Raw genomic sequence first — 17,088 nt, forward strand, 5'->3', positions numbered from 1 at the left:
TCGCAAGTGCTCGAACATGCGAGAAGAACCACACCGGCACGGTGGCCTACAGGTCGTTGCCCGCGTAGGACAGGTTGAAGCTCTTGTTGGTGAGCGGGAAGTCCGGGACGATCGTGTCGGCGAGCGCGACCGGGAGCGCGGGCCAGTTGAAGAAGCTGGGATCGACCACCTTGACCCGGCTCAGCGCACCGCCGGAGTCGACTTCGACCCGGTGGACGATCGTGCCCCGCCAGCCTTCGGCGATGCCCACCCCCGAGCGCGCGGCGGGGAACCGGCGCAGCGCCACCGTCCGGCCGAGTTCGCCGGTGCCCGCCACCAGCCGGGTGATCAGCGCGATGGCGGCCTGGATTTCCTCGGCGCGGACCATGAAGCGCGCCAGTACGTCGCCGTCGGTGCGGCTGTGCACGGCCGGGGTGAACCCGGAGCCGGACGCCGGATGGTCGGCGCGGGCGTCCTGCCGCACGCCGCTGGCGCGGGCGACATAGCCGAGTGTGCCGAGGTCCTCGGCCTGGGCACGGGTGAGCACCGCGGTGCCGGTGAACCTGTCGGCCACCACCGCGTTGCCCAGTGCGAGACCGGCGATCTCCGCGACGTCCACGCCGATCACGGCGAGTTCGTCGGGATCGGGCAGCCGCCGGACGCGGGCGCCGCCGGGATGGATGGCGCCACGCAGCAGACGATGGCCGGTGACCTGGTCGTTGATCCGCAGGAGCCGTTCGCGGACCCGCTGCGCGTGCACGTTGAGGATGCCGTGCCCGACGTCGTTGCACAGCGCGCCGAGGTCGGTGACGTGGTTGTAGATCCGTTCCAGCTCCAGCAGGATCGCGCGCAGGCGCAGCGCGTCGTCCGGGACCACGACGTCCAGCGCGTCCTCGACGGCGAGGCAGAAAGCGAGCGTGTGACCGACGGCCGTGTCCCCGCTGATCCGCTCGGCGATCTCGATCGCTTCCGCGGGCCCTCGCCCGTGGAACAGCTTCTCAAGTCCTTTGTGGACGAACCAGAGACGCGCCTTGAGGTTGAGGATGGTCTCGCCGACCACGGAGAACCGGAAGTGACCCGGTTCGATCATCCCGGCGTGCACCGGGCCGACGGGAATCTCGTACACCCCGTCGCCCTCGACCGTCCGGAACGGGTACGGGCCGTCGACGTCACCGAACGAGGGCGGTTCCCCGGCGTCACCGAGCATCGGATACCAGCCCCGCGGCCAGTGGAAGTGCCGCACCAGCCTGCGCGGCAGCGGATGGCCGGTGGGCACGATGCCGAACAGATCGCGCATCTCCCGCTCGAACCGGCCTGCCGGGAACGACAGCCCGGCGAGGCTCGGCACCCGCGGATCGGCCTTGTCCAGCGGAACGTGCAGCTCGACGCGCCGGTCCGGGCCCGCCGCGGTGAACAGGTACACCGCGCGCAGCCGGTCGCCGTCGTCGTGCCCGGCGACGAGCGCGACACGGAACCCTTCGCCGAGCAACGCTTCCGCCCGCGCGGGGAGCTCGCCGGGGGCGAGGATCGTCGAGTCGGTCATGGTGTCCTCGTCAGCAGTCCGGCCGCGGTGTGCAGCAGAGTGGTCAACGGGCCCGTGGTGACGCCGAGCCCGGCGCAGAGCAGCAGTCCCCCGACGAGCGCCGTCGCGGAGACCCGGGAGAGCCCGATCGGGGCGGTCGCGGTGCCGGGGCCCTCCGGCGGGGTGCCCAGCACCATGCCGCCGGTGTGCCCGATCAGCGCGGCCGCGATCACCAGCACCAGTACCAGCGCGGCGGCGGTGACCCAGCCCATGCCACCCGCCGCGAACCCGGCCCGGACGATGCCGAGTTCGCTCGCGAACAGGCTGAACGGGGGCAGCCCGATGAGCGCCAGCACCCCGAACCCGACGCAGCCCGCCAGCACCGGCGCGCGTACGGCGAGGCCGCGGACACCGTCGATGCGGCTGGTGCCGACGCCCTGCAGAACGCGGCCCGCGCTCAGGAACAGCACGACCTTCGCGAGCCCGTGGCCGAGAATGTGCAGCAGCACCGCCGCCGACGCGAGCGGGCCGCCGATCGCGGCCCCGAGCGCGATGAGGCCGAGGTGTTCGATGCTGGAATAGGCCAGCATCCGCTTGTAGTCCCGCTGTGCCAGCAGCAGTGACGCGGCCAGCGCGAGGGACGCCAGCGCCATGACCGTCAGCAGCGTGCGGGCGAAGGCGGGCCCGAGCGCGCCGTCGGCGATGACCTTGACCCGCAGGATGGCGTAGAAGGCGACCGAAAGCAGCACCCCGGACATCAGCGCCGACACCGGAGCCGGCGCCTGGGAATGCGCGTCCGGCAGCCACGCGTGCAGCGGCGCGAGCCCTGCCTTCGTCCCGAATCCGAGGATCAGCAGCGCCACCGCGATCCGGGTCACCCCGGGATCGAGGCCGTGCGCGTGGGCCGAGAGGGACGCGAGATCGATGCCGCCGCCCGCGTGGGCCGCGGCGTAGTTGAGCAGCAATGTACCCAGCAGCGCCAGCGCGATCCCGGCCGAACAGATCACCACGTACTTCCACGCCGCTTCGACCGCGTGCCGGGTGCGGCGCTGGCCGACAAGGAACGCGGTGACGATGGTGGTGGCCTCGATCGCCACCCACAGCACGCCGAGGTTCGCCGCCAGCACGGCGATTCCCATCGTCACGAGGAACAGGTGGACCAGCACGCTGTGCCGGGCCGCCGTCCGGGCACTCGCGCGGCCGGCGGCGATTTCCCGTCGCAGGTGGGCGGGGGTGGCGGCGGTGGCGAGCAGCGCGACCACGCTGATCACCAGCAGCATGAACGCCGAAAGCGCGTCGGCCCGGAGCAGCCCGCCCAGCACCTCGCGCGGGCCGTGGCCGACGACGTCGGCAGCGGTGGCGGCCGCGGCGGCCAGCATCAGGCCCGAGGTGACGGCGCCGGTCCAGGCGGTGGCGCGCCGCCAGCCGAGCACCGCGTGGACGAGCGCACCGAGCAGGGGAAGGACCACGAAGGCGGTGAGGGTGATCATGAGTCGCGCAGCTCCCGCAGTTCGTCGAGATCGGTGCCGCCGAAGGTCTCCCGCATCCGGCTGGTGAGGATTCGCAGGACCAGCACGGCGAGCAGGACGTCGAGCGACACGCCGAGTTCCACGATCAGCCCGGCACTGCTCGTGGTGAGGAACCCGACCGCGGTGATCCCGTTGTCCAGCAACAGGAATCCGACGAGCTGCGACAGCGCGCGGCGCCGGGTCACCAGGACGAAGAAGCCGATCAGCACGACCGTGATCCCGACGGGGATGGCCTGGGTCGCCGGCGACGGCGCCAGGGCGACCAACGGCCGCGACACCGCGTACGCCACCAGTGTCAGCACCGCCGCCGCCAGCAGCGACGAGGCGACGTTGACCAGCGGCGCCGTCTCGCGCGGAACGTCACCATCGCCCTTCACCGCCCGCAGCAGCAGCCAGGGCAGCACTCCCGCCCGCAGCACCAGGACGCCCACCGCGACGATCCACAGCTCGGCGGAGTGCTCGTGCGCGGCGAGCACCGCGACCAGCGCGGCCAGCGCCAGCCCCTGGAACGCGAACACCCGCACGATCACCGCGAACTCGCGGCGCCACAGGATCAGCACCGCGGTCAGCAGCAGTGCGCCGCCCGCGAGATCGAGCAGCTGCACGTAGCCGGTTTCGCTCACGACGCCTCCTGGGCGAGGAAGAACGACGCCGCCACCGCCAGCAGCGCCAGCAGGAACGACCCGGCCAGCAGCTCGGGGACCCGGAACAGCCGCAGCTTGGCCAGGAACACCTCGGCCACCGCCAGCAGCACGCCCAGCACGCCGATCTTGACCACGAGCGCGACCACGCCGACCAGCAACGCGAGCGGGGTGGCCGTGGTGGCGATGCCCCACGGCACGAACAGATTCGCCAGCAGGCCGAGGAACACCGACAGCCGCATAGCCGAGGCGAGCTCGATCAGGGCCAGGTCCGGTCCGGCGTACTCGAGGATCATCGCCTCGTGCACCATCGTCAGTTCCAGGTGCGTCGAGGGGTTGTCCACCGGCAGGCGCCCGGTCTCGGCGACGATCACCACGATCAGCGCGACCGCGGCGAGCAGGCTCACCGGCGAGATCACTCGCGCCGGGTCGTCCACAGTGGACGAAACGATGGCGCCGAGGTTCGTCGAGCCGACCCGGACCGACAGCGCGAAGATCGCCACCAGCAGCGTCGGCTCGACCAGTGCGATGATCGTCATCTCGCGGCTGGCGCCCATGCCGCCGAACGCCGTCCCGGTGTCCAGCCCGGCCAGTGCCAGCGCCACCGTGCCCAGCGCCAGCAGCGCCACCACCGCGAACAGATCGGCCACCGGCCCCGCCACCGAGGTCGTGCTCACGAACGGCGCCACCACCGCCACGACCAGCGTCGTGGCGACCAGGACCAGCGGGGCGAAGCGGAACACCTCGCTCGTCCCGCGCGGGACGACGCGTTCTTTGCGCAGCAGCTTGCGCAGATCCCGCCACGGCTGTGCGATCCCCGCGCCCGCCCGGCCCTCGAGCCGGGCCCGTGCCTGGCGCATCGCCCCGACCAGCAACGGTGCGCCGCCGACGACCACCACGAGCTGCACCACCGCGGCCACGAGCGAGAACCCGCTCACCGGGTCACCGCCAGCAGGATCAGCACGCCCACCACGGTCGAGAAGCCGTAGCCGAGATAGCGGTGCACGCTGCCCGTCGCCAGCCGCCTGCCCGCGCGGCCCCAAGCCGTCACGGCGGTCAGCACCGGGCGGTACAGCCACCGTTCGATCCGGTCGGGTACCCGGCGCCGGTACTCCACGGCCCGTACCAGGTAGCGCGACTCCTCGTGGTGGTCGACGTCGACGTCGGTCTCGGGCAGCACCACGTCGTCGAAGACCCGTTGCAGCGGTTCGGCGAACGACGTCGCGGTGTACTCCATCCGCGCCGACATCGGACCACCGCCGCAGTCCCAGAGCCGTTTTTCCGCCCGGCGCGCCCCGCGCCCCGCGACGGCCCGCAACGCGGCGACGACCACGGCTCCCCCAGCCAGCAGCCCGAGCGTCAGCAGCAACGGCGACAGCGATCCGGCGACCCCGGCCAGCCGCAGTGTCACCGCCCCGCTCACCGCCGGATCGCCGAGTCCGGACGCGGCGCCGATGCCGGGCAGCACCAACGCCGGCAGCACGGCCAGCATCGCGCACGCCACCGCCGCGACACCCATTCCCGCCACCATGCTCGGCGGGCTCTCGTGGGCGTTTCCCGCCGCGGCGGACCGCGGCCTGGCCAGGAAACCGACGCCGAACGCCTTCACGAACGTGGCCACCGCGAGTCCCGCGGTCAGCGCGACCGCCGCGACCGCGACCGGCATCGCGATCGCCGTCGCCACCCCGGCCGCGGGCAGCCCGTGGATCAGCGCCTGGAGCAACAGCCATTCGGAGACGAAGGCCGTCCCCGGCGGGAGCGCCGACGCCGCCAGCGCACCCACACCGAACAATGCGGTCGTGGCGGGCATCCGGGCCCGTAGCCCGCCCAGCGCGTCGAGATCGCGAGTGCCCGTGCCGTGCAGCACCGAACCGGCCCCCAGGAACAGCAGGGTCTTGAACGCGGCATGGTTCACCACGTGCAGCAGCGCCGCCGCCAGCGCCAGCCCGGCCAGCGTCCGCTGTCCCGAGGACACGAACATCCCGGCCGCGCCCACGCCGACCAGCACCAACCCCAGGTTCTCCGTCGTCGAATAGCCCAACAGGCGCTTCAGGTCGGTGTTCATCGCCGCCTGCAGGATCCCGTACACCGCCGAGACGGCCCCGAGCCCGAGCACCAGCAGCCACCACCACCGCGGGCCGCCGCCGAGCAGATCGAAGCCGACCCGCACGACGCCGTACGCACCGAGGTTCACCATCGCCGCCGACATCAGGGCCGAAACGTGGCTCGGTGCCTCCGGGTGCGCGCGCGGGAGCCACGCGTGCAGGGGAAGGACGCCCGCCTTCGACGAGAAACCCGTCAGCGTCAGTGCGAACACGATCCCGGCCGTCACCGGGGGAAGGTGCGCGTGGCGCAGTATCGCGAACGTGTCACCACCCGCGTACGCGGCGAAGATCATCAGTCCACAAAGGATGGCCAGGAAGCCGAGGTGCGTCATCACCGCGTACCACCGGCCCGCCGCCGCGACCTCCGGCCGCCGCCGGTGTTCCGCGAGCACCAGCACCAGCGAGGCCGCGGCCATCAGCTCCCAGCACACCAGAAACGTCCCGGCACTCGCCGCCGCGGGCACCAGCAGCATCGCCGTCACGAACAACGGGAACACCGCCTGGGTCACCCGGGAATCGAGGCCGCCCCTGGCGTAGCCGACGCCGTAGATCCCGGCCGCGACCGCCACCGCGCCGATCACCGCGGCGAACAGGCCGCCCAGCGCGTCGAGCGTCAGCGAAACCCCGGAAAGCGGGAGAATCCCTTGCCAGGAAACGGAAAACGACGTCCCCGCTACCGCGGACGCACCCGCCGTGGCCCCGGCCGCACCGGTCAGCGCCGTCCCGGTGCCCACCACCGCCGCCCGCGCCGGACGCGGCACCAGCAGCCCCGCGCACGCGCTCAGCACTCCGAACGCCCCGGCCACGCCGAGGCTCATCGCCGTGAGGTTCACCGACCGGTCAGCTTCCGCAGACCCTCCACAATGGCCTCCGGCCGCGGCGGGCAGCCCGCGATCTCGAGGTCGACCGGCACGATGTCGGCGACCGCGCCCGCCACGCCGTAGGCGCCCGCGAACACGCCGCAGTTCCGTGCGCAGTCCCCCACCGCGACGACGGCCTTCGGACCGGGCACGGCGTCATACGTCCGGCGCAACGGCTCGGCCATGTTCCGCGTCACCGGGCCCGTCACCAGCAACGCGTCCGCGTGCCGCGGCGACGCGACCAGCCGCGCCCCGTACCGCTCGGCGTCGTGGACCGGGCCGAAGGCCGACGCGATCTCGACCTCGCACCCGTTGCACGATCCGGCGTCGACATGCCGCACCTGCACCGAATCACCCAGCGCCACGACGGCGCCCGGACGTTCCGGCGCGGGCTCGGCGATCCGGCCGGTCCGGCGGATCTTGCGCCACAAACCCAGCATCGACCACTCCCACCTGCGCACACGAAAGAGGGGAAGCCGCCCCGCGGGCAACGAGCCAGTGATCAGCGGGGCGGCGGCGGGTCAGCCGCCCCGCGCGTTCGACTTCCGCGTTCGCCGCCCCGTGGCCGGAGCCGGGGCCGGGGTGCGCAGGTCGTCCAGCAGTTCCACCTGCCCGGACAGCACACCGGTGAGGATCCGGCGCGCCACCGCGAGCAGTTCCGCCACATAGGGGCTGGTCAGCGAGTAGTAGACGCTCGACCCTTCCTTGCGGGTCGTCACCAGGCCCGTGCGGCGCAGCACCGCCAGCTGCTGCGACAGGTTCGCCGGCTCGATGCCCACCTCCGGCAGCATCTCCGCCACCGCGTGCTCCCGTTCGGACAGCAGCTCCAGCACCCGGATCCGCGCCGGATGCCCCAACGTCTTGAAGAAGTCAGCCTTCAACTGGTACAGGGGCCTGCTCACCGACGCTCCTCCCGGAGAGTGCACCGTCCGGTACGGTGTTCAACACTTGCCAACCTTAGCAAGTTCGAAAGAGTCTGCCACCGGACGCCGCGCTAGCGGGCTTTGAAGATCCGCCCGGCACCCACGGCGAGACTCAACGCGAGAGCCCACCCCGCGACGACGAACGCCGAGGACACCCAGACGGCGGCACCGCTGGCGATCCACAGATCCCGCTGCTTCAGGTTCACCACGGGCACGAGCAGATCGAGGGTGTACAGGAACTCGTTGGTGCCCGTCGCGTCCTTCCGTGGCGTGAGCTGGTGCACCCCGCTGAACACGGTGAAGGCGATGGTGCCCGCGAACTGCAAGGCCACCAGCCACCAGAGTACCTGGAGCGGACGGTAGCCATACTGAACCGTCCAGCGCGACAGGCCACCGACCAGTCGCAGGAACCTCCCCAGTGGTCCCTTCCGCGAAGCGCGCCTGGCGGTCTCCCCGGCGACCGCCACCTTGATCGCCTCGTCGTCGAGACCGGCGGTCCGGTAAACGGAAGCGAGCTGGGCGTAGACCTGGGGCATGTAGCGGTGATTCCGTTTCAACCAGGCCAGCCGCTCGGCCACCGGCGGAACCCCGGGCCCGTCCAGAGGAAGAGACCCGTACACGAATTCGTACAACCGCACGACGCAGGGCCACTTCGCGTTTCGGTCGTCGAGACGGCTCACGTTCGCCCGGCACAGATCGAGCCCACCGGAAGGCCGCTGTTTGAAGGCGAGAGTGAGGGTTCTCCTGACCACCACGCCTTTCAGGATCAACGCGTCCTCGCGGTCGGCCGCCAGTTCCGCCTTGGTGAAATCGAGATCCCCGGTGATCTGCGCACCTCGGAGTGACACCGTGCCCTCGGCGTGGAACCCCTTACCGAACTCCGCGGACTGCCGCACGGCGATCCGGTCGCCGGTGAATGCCTGCGGCCGGTGCGTGAACTTCCCGCCGGTGCAGCGAAGCCGTCCCCCGATGCTCGAATCCGTCAGGTCCGCTTCCCCTTCGGCGACGAAACCTTCGTCGAAGAACGCGTCGCGGGTGACCCCGAGTCCCTTCGCCGTCAGCGCGCCGTCACCGGGATTGACGAAATGCCCGCCCGAACAACGAAGCGAGCCGTTGATGGCCGCGTCGCTCAGCACCACCTCACCCACCGACCGGAACCCCTCCCCGGTCACCAGGCAACAGAGGTTCACGTCCCGCTGCACGGTGAGCCCGGTCGCGTCGATGACGACGTCGGCCGCGTTGTCGAACTTCCCGCCCTCGCACCACAGGTTCCCGCCGATCTTCGCACCGGCGAGGAGCAGCTTTCCCCTGAGCTCGAACCCGCTCTGGCAGATCATGTTCTGGTCGATCACGGCACGGGCCAGATCGAGCGCGACACCGCCGACCCGGTGGAAGGCGCCGCCGGTGAGGTCGAGTCTTCCGCCGATGTGGCACCCGGTGAGGTCGACACCACCGTCCACAAGGGACCCCTTGGCCAGCGTGACATCCTGGTCGACGGTCAGGCCACTGAGGTCCAGTGCGATGTCGCCACGATTGCGGAACAAGCCGCCCCGGCAGGTCAGCACGCCCTTGACGTGCCCGCCGGTGAGCCGGATCGCGCCGACCGCTCGGAAGCCGTTGTCCCAGCAGACGCTCTCGTCGACATCGAGATCGCTCGCTTCGAGCGCGGTACCGCCGGGATTGACGAACTCCGCGTCGCCGCACTGGAACTGCCCGCCGACGTGGGCTCCCACGAGACGAACCTGCCCCTCCGCCCGGAAACCGCGGGAACATCGCAGGTCCTGATCCACCCGCAGCCCGTCCGCTGACAGCACGGGGCCGTCGGGACGACGCAGCCGCGAGCCCGCGAAGTCGACCTGCCCCTTTACGTACGCGCCCAGGAGAAAGACACCGCCGTCGTCCTCACATTCGCGGACTTCGAAACCGAAGTCCGTTTGCAGTTGGTCGGCGCGGATGCCGGACAGCCCGCACTCCACGAAACCGACGGCGGGCGCCTGTGCCCGGCGTAGGTCGACCGGCTCGTCGAAACGGCATTTCCGGAACTCGACGGGAAACAGCAGCTTCCCGGCTTCGAGGTTCACCACACCCCCGACAACGGCGTTGCGCACCACCAGTTTCCGGCAGTCTCGATCGGCGATCTTCGTCAAGAGCACCTGACAGAGGACATCTGCCGCCAGGCCCTGCCCATTGCCGTCGAAATCCACCGGGCCGCCCTCGGCGACGCCGTCCCACAACCTGGCTTCGTTTCCGGTCAGTCCCTCTCGCTCCACCATCGCCCCTCCCGCGCACCCGCGATCACCGCGTTCAATCCGAAGTCGCCGATGAATACACTCCGTTAGTGCAAGGAGCGCGGTTCACTCGGATGCGGCGGGCTCGCGACGTTTTCGATATGGGAAAGAGTCCGTTTCGCGGCATGGGAAGTCAGCGCAACGCGATGAGACCCGCATCGGTGGGACGGAACCCGCACGCGCCGAAGTAGAAATCCCGGAGGTGTTCTTCGAAATCGACGTGCAGCCATTCGCAGCCCGCCTCGGTGGCGCCCGCCGCCGCGCGGCGTACCAACTCGGTGTCGATCCCCCGGTGCTGGTGATCGGGCCGCACCTTCGGGTCGAGCAGGAAAGCGTGGTCGGCCCCGTCCCACGCGACGTTGACGAAGCCGACCAGTGTCCCGCCGGGCTCGCGACCGGTCACCCAGCCGAGACTGTGCGCCCTGATCCTGTCCCACCAGCCCGCTTCCGCGGCGCCCCCGTGCGAGCGGGTCAGCGCGGCCAGTTCGTCGTCGGCGAGCCGGGCCCGCCAGCCGTAGTCGATCTCCATGTCCCCATGATCCCGGCCCCTGCCAACGGTTTTCAGGCCGCGACGGCGACGCGCCGGGGCCGCCACAGCAGGACGACCACGGCCAGCCCGGCGAGACACGGCAGGACTCCGGCGACGCCGAGCAGCGTCGGCAGGACCCGCCGTCCGTACTCCTCCATCAGCAGGTTCATGACGGTGATTCCGCCGCCCAGCAGGAGCAGCGTCACGGCCACCACGCGTGTCCCCCGCTTCCCCGTCTTGACCATCCACGCGATCAGCAGCCACGACACCACGCCGAGGCCGCCGAGCGCGTAGAGATAGGTGGCGACGACGGAGTGGGTGACGGCCACCTTGTCGGGCGCGATCCAGCCGTCCTCGACCTCGTGCAGATGCCGCAGCAGCGCGTCGTTCCCGATGACGACGGCGAGTGTCGCGACGACAGTGAGAGCCAACCCGACGTAGGCGGCCGTCAGGACCCGCCGATCCCCGGTCCCGGTCATGTGCGTCCCCCGATTCCTCCGCAGGACTATCCTCCTGCGAGTAAGAGTTTCAAATACTGAACTTGAGACATCGTATCCCAAGTTTGAAGGGACCGGCCACCGTGAACCAGGACACCCCTCCGCCGGGCACCGGCCTGGCCAGGCGCAGGCGCCGCCTGTCGGACGAGGAGACCGGCCAGCGCATGCTGCGGGCGGCGACGGCGATGGTCACCGAGGCCGGGCTGACCGTGAGCCTGGACCACATCAGCCTCGAGGACGTCATCCGCGACGCCGATGTCTCACGCAGCGCGGCCTACCGCCGCTGGCCGTACAAGGACCTGTTCTTCAGCGATCTGCTCAAGGAACTGGCCAAGGGCACCAGCCCGGAGATCGGCGCCAACCCGGAGGCACTCGCCGCGATCGGCCGTATCGTCCTCGACCGGCTGGACTGGATCGAGACACCGGAACGCCGTCTCGCCGTCGCGGCCGAAGCCCTGCGGCACGGCGCGCTCGACGAGTTCGAGCTGTTCCACCGATCCGCGCAGTGGCGCACCTATTTCGCCCTGCACGCGACGTTCCTGAGCCTGCCCGGCGGAGAACTCCGAGACGAGGTCCAAAGCGCGCTCGCCACTTCGGAGCAAGCTCTCATCGCCGGGATCGCGACGGCGTACCGGCAGGTGACGACCCTGCTCGGGCTGCGCCTGCGGCCGGCGCTCGACGCGTCCTACGAGACGGTCGCGACGCTGGCCACCGCGACCATCCGCGGGCTGATCCTGATGGCGCCCGCGAACCCCGGGATCGCGACCGCGCGGTGCCACGCCAACCCGTACGGCGCACCCGAGGCGGCGGAGTGGTCCCAGCCCGCGCTCGGCATGGCCGGGGTCGCGCTGACCTTCTTCGAACCCGACCCCGACGTCGTCTGGGACGAGCAGCGCGCCGAGTCGGTTCGCGCGCTGCTGACCTCGGGCGACTGGACGCGGACCTGACCCGGCGACCGCCGTTTCCGGGACACGAACGGTGGACAGGACGCCCGCCGCCATGGTCCGCTGTGACCCGAACCGGTGACTGGGGAGCCGGTCACAACCGAAGAGGAGCGGACGCTGAGCCTGTGGGACTACCTCCGCGAGAACTGGATCGACGTCGTCAACGACGCGATCCTCCATGTGGACGTGACCCTCGCGGCGATGGCGTTCGCCGTGCTCATCGGGGTGACGATCGGCGTGCTCACCTACCGGCGGCCGCTGTTCGCCGCGCTGGCGACCACGACCACCGCGGCGTTCCTGACCATCCCGTCGATCGCGCTGCTGGGCATCCTGATCGGCCCGTTCGGGCTCGGGATCACCAACGTGCTCTTCGCGCTCGTGTTGTACGCGCTGCTGCCGATCACCCGCAACACGATCGTCGGACTGCGCGGCGTCGACCCGGCGATCGTGGACGCCGGCGAAGGGATGGGGCTCGGCCGCGCGCGGCTGCTGTGGCGGGTCCGGATGCCGCTGGCGTGGCCGGTGATCCTGTCCGGTATCCGGGTGTCGACGCAGATCACCATCGGCATCGCCGCGATCGGCGCGTACGTGAAGGGGCCGGGCCTCGGCAACGAAATCTTCGACGGCCTCGGCCGGTTCGGCTCGGTCAACTCGCTCAACCAGGTACTGACCGGCACGCTCGGTATCGTCGTGCTGGCGCTGCTGTTCGACCTCGCGTTCGTGCTGCTGGGCAAGCTGACCACCCGCCGGCGCCGGGCCGCCGTCCCCGCGGCCGCCGGAGGTGAAACCGTTGGGAGGCAAGGGGAAGCGATCGAGCTCGACGGCGTCGCCAAGCGCTACCCCGGGCAGTCCGCCCCCGCCGTCGACGACCTGACGATGCGGATCCCCGCCGGGGAGATCGTGGTGCTGACCGGGCCGTCGGGCTGTGGGAAGACGACGACCATGCGGATGATCAACCGGCTGGTCGAGCCCACGGCGGGCCGGATCACGGTCGGCGGCACGGACGTCGCGGCCCTCGACGTCGACGCGCACCGGCGGGACACCGGGTATGTCATCCAGCAGATCGGCCTGTTCCCGCATCTGCGGGTCGAGGGCAACATCGGCGTGGTGCCGCGGCGGCTCGGCTGGCCACGCGGGCGCATCGCCGCGCGGGTGCGCGAACTGCTGGACGTCGTCGGCCTCGAACGCGCGCACGGCGGCCGGTATCCGCACGAGCTGTCCGGCGGCCAGCGGCAGCGGGTCGGGGTGGCGCGGGCGATGGCCGCCGATCCCCCTGTGCTGCTCATGGACGAGCCGTTCGGCTCCACCGACCCGATCACCCGTGCCCGGCTGCAGGACGAATTCCTTCGCCTGCAAAGCGAAGTGCGCAAGACGATCGTGTTCGTCACGCACGACTTCGACGAGGCGGTGAAGGTCGGCGACCGCATCGCCGTGCTGCGTCCCCGTTCGGTGATCGCGCAGTACGACACCCCGGAGGCGATCCTCGCCGCGCCCGCGGACGACTACGTCGCGAGCTTCATCGGCAACGGCCGGAACCTCAAGCGGCTCGGGCTGATCCGGCTGCGCGACGTCGAACTCGGCGCGGTGCCGCCGGTTTCGGACGGTCTGCGGTCGCTGCCCGCCGACGCGACGCTGCGGGACGCGCTGGACGTCATGGTGCACGGCGGCGGCACCGAGGTGCTGGTGGCCGACGGCGACCGGACGATGGGCGTGTGCGATCTGCCGGGCCTCGTCGCCGCGTTGCGACCGGCGGACGACACTCCCCCGCTCGTCGTCGAGCAGCGCGAGCCCGAACCGGATTCCCTTACCACCACTCGGGAACGGCCGCGCCGCCGGTGGCTCGGGCTGCTCGTGCGGCCCGCGTTGCTGGCCGCCGGGATGCTGGCGCTGTTCCTGGTGATGCGCGCGCAGCCGCTCGATTCGATCGAGCAACGTTATCTCAACGGCCAGGAGATCCTCGCGGAACTAGGCGCGCACGTCCGGCTTTCGCTGATCTCGACACTGTTCACCGTCGCGCTCGCGGTGCCGCTGGGCATCCTGTTCACCCGGCGGTCCACCCGCTGGCTCAAGCCGTTCGGTCTCGGTCTCGGCAACCTCGGGCAGGCCATCCCGTCCATCGGGCTGGTCGTGCTGCTCGCGCTGTGGATCGGCACCGGGACCGCCACCGCGGTGACGGCGCTGGTCGTCTACGCCACGCTTCCGGTGCTGCGCAACACGATCGTCGGGCTCGACGGCGTCGACCCCGCCGTCACCGACGCGGCGCGCGGCATGGGCATGTCGCGCACGGCGGTGCTGTGGCGCATCGAACTCCCGTTGGCCGTCCCGGTGATCCTGGCCGGGATCCGCACCGCGCTGGTCCTCACCGTCGCGAGCGCCACGCTCGCGACGTTCATCGACGGCGGCGGGCTCGGCGGCGGCCTCGTCGCCGGGATCGGGCTGTACCGGCCGACGCTGAGCCTGACCTTCGGTCTCGTCGTCGCCGCGCTCGCGCTCTTCGCCGACTGGCTGGGCCTCGTGGTGGAGGAATTCCTCAAACCACGCGGCACCTGACCCGATACCACGAGAAGGAGCAAGTCCATGCGCATGCCCCCACGTCCGGTCGCCGCCGTGCTCGCGCTCGTCGCGGCCGTGTCCCTCGCCGGCGGCTGCACGATCGGCAAGGACTCCGGTGGTGCGCAGGTCGGCGAGGGATCCATCAAGAAGATCGAGGCGCTCAACGGCGTCCAGATCAAGGTCAGCTCGAAGGAGTTCGACGAACAGCTGCTGCTCGGGCAGATCGCCGTGGTCGCCTTGCAGGCGGCGGGAGCGAGCCCGCAGGACAAGACCAACATCACCGGATCGAGCAACGTCCGGCAGGCGCTGACGACCGGCGCCGTCGATCTGTACTGGGAGTACACCGGGACCGCGTGGATCAGCTTCCTCAAGCAGACCAAGCCGATCAGCGATCCGCAGGCACAGTACGACGCGGTCAAGAAGGCCGACGAGGCCAACAACATCACCTGGTGGGCCCGTTCCCCCGCCAACGACACCTACGCGATCGCGGCCAACCAGAAAGCCTTGCAGCAGACCGGCGTCAAGACGTTGTCCGACTACGCGGCGCTCGTGAAGTCGAACCCGGCCGCCGCGTCGACCTGCATCGGCCCCGAGTTCAAGAGCCGCGACGACGGTTTCCCCGGTCTGGAGAAGACCTACGGCTTCACCCTGCCCCCGGCGCAGGAACACCTCGTCAACGACGCGGTGATCTACCCGACCGTCGGCAAGGGCGACACGTGCGGCTTCGGCGAAGTCGCCTCGACCGACGGCCGCGTCGCGGGCCAGCAGCTGACCGTGCTGGAAGACGACAAGCACTTCTTCCCGATCTACAACCCGGCGATCACGATCGCCACGCCGCTGGCACAGAAGTACCCGCAGCTGGAACAGGTTTTCGCCGGTATCGCCGCGAAACTCGACACCAGGACGCTGACCGATCTGAACAAGAAGGTGAGCGTCGACGGCCAGAAGCCCAACGCGGTGGCGCACGACTGGCTGAAGGCCGCGGGCTTCATCGGCTGAGCGGCGGGTGCTGAAGGGGACTTTCGTCTCGTCACATGCGAGGAAGTCCCCTTCAGCTCATCCTGTGCGAGGAAAGTCCCCTTCAGCAGAGTCTCGGTCGGCAGGGACGTCGTGGAGCGCATCGACGGCGGCGCGGAACGCGGGATATCGGGCCGCCATCGCCTCGATCTCCACCTCGGTGGCGGGCAGTGCCGCGGCGGCGAGCAGCACCCGGACCTCCCCGCTCATGCCGCCGCCTCCGCCGCGACCGGCGGCGTGCGCAGCTGCCAGCCGGTGACACGCTGGTACGCCTCGCCGACGCGCACCAGCTCCGCCTCCGCGAAACGACGGCCCGCCAGCTGCATCGACAGCGGGAGCCCGTCCGCGGTGAAGCCCATCGGCACCGCCAGCACCGGGTTGGCCAGCCCGTTCCAGTAGGGCGTGGTGAGCAGGCGGAACAACACACCGCTGTCCGGCACGCCGCCGGGCCCGGCCAGCTCGGCGACCCGGGGTGCGCCGGCCGTCGCGGTCGGGCACACGATGACGTCGACGTCCGCGAAGACCCGGTTGACCGCCTCCTGCGCGACCCGCCGGACCCGTTGTGCCTGAACGTAATCCGCCCCGCTGACGAACGCGCCGTGCGCCACCTCGCCCCGGAAACCCCGGCCGTAGTCATGCCATCGGCGCGACAACTCGCCGCGATGGCGGGCCAGTGCCTCGCTCGTCACGACGGCCACGACCGCGGTCGTCAACTCCGCCCGGTACGGCAGCACGACTTCGCGCGCCCGCGCGCCCAGCCCGGTCAGAACGTCAAGCGCCGCAGAGAAAACGCCGTCCAGCGCGGGATCGCACCCCTCGGGGAAATGGCCCTCGCGGACGACACCGATCCGCAGCCCGGTGAGGTCGCCGTCGAAGTCCGGACAGCGGAACGGCGCGGACACACACTCCGGGTCGGCCGGATCCGGCCCGGCGAGCACCTCCAGCACGGCCGCGCAGTCCCGCGCACTCCGCGCCAGCGCGCCGATCCGGTCGACGCTGGGGGCCAGCGGCACGCAGCCGGACCTCGGCACCCGGCCGTAGGTCGGCATCAGACCGCTCACCCCGCAGAACGCCGCGGGCATGCGGACGCTGCCCGCGGTGTCGGAGCCGATCCCGGCGAGGAACATCCCCGTCGCCACGCCGATCCCGGCCCCCGAACTCGACCCGCCCGCCCAGTGCTCCGGCCGCCACGGATTGCGCGGCATCGGGAACGGGTCGGCCGCTTCCGGCAGCCCGCAGCCGAACTCCATCGTGGTGGTCTTGCCGGTGAGGACCGCGCCCGCCGCCTCGAGCCGGGTGACGACCGTGGCCTCCCGCTTCGCCCACCAGGCACGGTCGTGCACCCGGCTCTGCGCGGTGGTCGGGCCCTCGGCGGTGGCGATGAGATCCTTGATCCCCACGGGAATCCCGTGCAGCGGACCGCGATCCCGCCCGGCGGCGAGTTCGGCGTCGGCACGGGCCGCCGACTCGCGGGCGGCGTCGTCGAACCTCCTCAGGTAGGCGCCGTACACCGGGTCTCCGCGGTCGGCGGCCGCGATGGCCGCTTCGAGGAGGCCGGTACTCGTGACCGTTCCCGCCCGCAACGCGGCCGCGGCGCTGGTCAAGGTGTGCGAGGGCGTCGTGCTGATGGCTGTCTCCTATCCGGACCGGGACGACGAGGTCCCGCGAACGAGGTCGGCCAGCACTCTGCGTTCTCAACTC

General features: G+C 71.0%; 15 protein-coding genes. 3 read left to right on the top strand and 12 right to left on the bottom strand.

Annotation, left to right across the window (positions count from 1 at the left end; all coding sequences use genetic code 11):
• Positions 1–46: 46 nt before the first annotated feature.
• The 10 genes from ACFW0G_RS06760 to ACFW0G_RS06805 form a co-directional block, all read right to left on the bottom strand.
• Positions 47–1,522 carry an NADH-quinone oxidoreductase subunit C gene (locus tag ACFW0G_RS06760; protein WP_378323829.1) on the bottom strand — a complete coding sequence of 492 codons (1,476 nt, stop codon included), beginning with the start codon at positions 1,520–1,522 and terminating at the stop codon, positions 47–49.
• Positions 1,519–2,991 carry a proton-conducting transporter membrane subunit gene (locus ACFW0G_RS06765; protein ID WP_378323830.1) on the bottom strand — a complete coding sequence of 491 codons (1,473 nt, stop codon included), beginning with the start codon at positions 2,989–2,991 and terminating at the stop codon, positions 1,519–1,521. The genes ACFW0G_RS06760 and ACFW0G_RS06765 overlap by 4 nt, the downstream gene beginning before the upstream one ends.
• On the bottom strand, positions 2,988–3,653 hold the full coding sequence (locus ACFW0G_RS06770) for a hypothetical protein (RefSeq protein ID WP_378323831.1): 666 nt from the start codon (positions 3,651–3,653) through the stop codon (positions 2,988–2,990). Before ACFW0G_RS06770 ends, ACFW0G_RS06765 begins: the two co-directional genes overlap by 4 nt.
• Positions 3,650–4,609: a respiratory chain complex I subunit 1 family protein gene (locus ACFW0G_RS06775; RefSeq protein ID WP_378323832.1), complete on the bottom strand. Its 960-nt coding sequence runs from the start codon at positions 4,607–4,609 to the stop codon at positions 3,650–3,652. Before ACFW0G_RS06775 ends, ACFW0G_RS06770 begins: the two co-directional genes overlap by 4 nt.
• Positions 4,606–6,594: a proton-conducting transporter membrane subunit gene (locus ACFW0G_RS06780; RefSeq protein WP_378323833.1), complete on the bottom strand. Its 1,989-nt coding sequence runs from the start codon at positions 6,592–6,594 to the stop codon at positions 4,606–4,608. Before ACFW0G_RS06780 ends, ACFW0G_RS06775 begins: the two co-directional genes overlap by 4 nt.
• An 11-nt stretch (positions 6,595–6,605) precedes the next feature.
• Positions 6,606–7,076: an NADH-quinone oxidoreductase subunit B family protein gene (locus ACFW0G_RS06785; protein ID WP_378323834.1), complete on the bottom strand. Its 471-nt coding sequence runs from the start codon at positions 7,074–7,076 to the stop codon at positions 6,606–6,608.
• A gap of 81 nt (positions 7,077–7,157) precedes the next feature.
• On the bottom strand, positions 7,158–7,538 hold the full coding sequence (locus ACFW0G_RS06790; RefSeq protein WP_378323835.1) for an ArsR/SmtB family transcription factor: 381 nt from the start codon (positions 7,536–7,538) through the stop codon (positions 7,158–7,160).
• 92 nt (positions 7,539–7,630) lie between these two features.
• Positions 7,631–9,832, bottom strand: a complete 2,202-nt coding sequence (locus tag ACFW0G_RS06795; RefSeq protein WP_378323836.1) for a hypothetical protein — start codon at positions 9,830–9,832, stop codon at positions 7,631–7,633.
• 148 nt (positions 9,833–9,980) lie between these two features.
• Positions 9,981–10,376, bottom strand: coding sequence for a GNAT family N-acetyltransferase (locus ACFW0G_RS06800; RefSeq protein WP_378323837.1), 396 nt, complete (start codon positions 10,374–10,376; stop codon positions 9,981–9,983).
• 32 nt (positions 10,377–10,408) lie between these two features.
• On the bottom strand, positions 10,409–10,855 hold the full coding sequence (locus ACFW0G_RS06805; RefSeq protein ID WP_378323838.1) for a hypothetical protein: 447 nt from the start codon (positions 10,853–10,855) through the stop codon (positions 10,409–10,411).
• 101 nt (positions 10,856–10,956) lie between these two features.
• On the opposite strand from ACFW0G_RS06805, the gene ACFW0G_RS06810 reads away from it, so the two are divergent.
• From ACFW0G_RS06810 to ACFW0G_RS06820, 3 genes are all read left to right on the top strand, one after another.
• Positions 10,957–11,820 (top strand): TetR/AcrR family transcriptional regulator, encoded by an 864-nt coding sequence (locus tag ACFW0G_RS06810; RefSeq protein ID WP_378323839.1) that lies wholly within the window; start codon positions 10,957–10,959, stop codon positions 11,818–11,820.
• A gap of 75 nt (positions 11,821–11,895) precedes the next feature.
• Positions 11,896–14,367, top strand: a complete 2,472-nt coding sequence (locus ACFW0G_RS06815) for an ABC transporter permease subunit (protein ID WP_378323840.1) — start codon at positions 11,896–11,898, stop codon at positions 14,365–14,367.
• 27 nt (positions 14,368–14,394) lie between these two features.
• Positions 14,395–15,369 carry a glycine betaine ABC transporter substrate-binding protein gene (locus ACFW0G_RS06820; RefSeq protein ID WP_378323841.1) on the top strand — a complete coding sequence of 325 codons (975 nt, stop codon included), beginning with the start codon at positions 14,395–14,397 and terminating at the stop codon, positions 15,367–15,369.
• A 57-nt stretch (positions 15,370–15,426) separates the two neighbouring features.
• On the opposite strand, the gene ACFW0G_RS06825 is transcribed toward ACFW0G_RS06820, so the two are convergent.
• Both ACFW0G_RS06825 and ACFW0G_RS06830 read right to left on the bottom strand, forming a co-directional pair.
• Positions 15,427–15,597, bottom strand: coding sequence for a hypothetical protein (locus tag ACFW0G_RS06825; RefSeq protein WP_378323842.1), 171 nt, complete (start codon positions 15,595–15,597; stop codon positions 15,427–15,429).
• A complete protein-coding gene (locus ACFW0G_RS06830) occupies positions 15,594–16,991 on the bottom strand; it encodes an amidase (RefSeq protein ID WP_378323843.1) in 1,398 nt (465 codons plus the stop codon). The genes ACFW0G_RS06825 and ACFW0G_RS06830 overlap by 4 nt, the downstream gene beginning before the upstream one ends.
• Positions 16,992–17,088 lie beyond the last annotated feature (97 nt).

This window comes from Amycolatopsis sp. NPDC058986, assembly GCF_042741125.1.
Taxonomy (GTDB): Bacteria; Actinomycetota; Actinomycetes; order Mycobacteriales; family Pseudonocardiaceae; genus Amycolatopsis.

Coding starts and splice junctions, on each gene's coding strand:
- ACFW0G_RS06760 (WP_378323829.1), bottom strand. CDS start 1,522: ATGACCGACTCGACGATCCTCGCCCCCGGCGAGCTCCCCGCGCGGGCG.
- ACFW0G_RS06765 (WP_378323830.1), bottom strand. CDS start 2,991: ATGATCACCCTCACCGCCTTCGTGGTCCTTCCCCTGCTCGGTGCGCTC.
- ACFW0G_RS06780 (WP_378323833.1), bottom strand. CDS start 6,594: ATGAGCCTCGGCGTGGCCGGGGCGTTCGGAGTGCTGAGCGCGTGCGCG.
- ACFW0G_RS06785 (WP_378323834.1), bottom strand. CDS start 7,076: ATGCTGGGTTTGTGGCGCAAGATCCGCCGGACCGGCCGGATCGCCGAG.
- ACFW0G_RS06795 (WP_378323836.1), bottom strand. CDS start 9,832: ATGGTGGAGCGAGAGGGACTGACCGGAAACGAAGCCAGGTTGTGGGAC.
- ACFW0G_RS06800 (WP_378323837.1), bottom strand. CDS start 10,376: ATGGAGATCGACTACGGCTGGCGGGCCCGGCTCGCCGACGACGAACTG.
- ACFW0G_RS06805 (WP_378323838.1), bottom strand. CDS start 10,855: ATGACCGGGACCGGGGATCGGCGGGTCCTGACGGCCGCCTACGTCGGG.
- ACFW0G_RS06820 (WP_378323841.1), top strand. CDS start 14,395: ATGCGCATGCCCCCACGTCCGGTCGCCGCCGTGCTCGCGCTCGTCGCG.
- ACFW0G_RS06825 (WP_378323842.1), bottom strand. CDS start 15,597: ATGAGCGGGGAGGTCCGGGTGCTGCTCGCCGCCGCGGCACTGCCCGCC.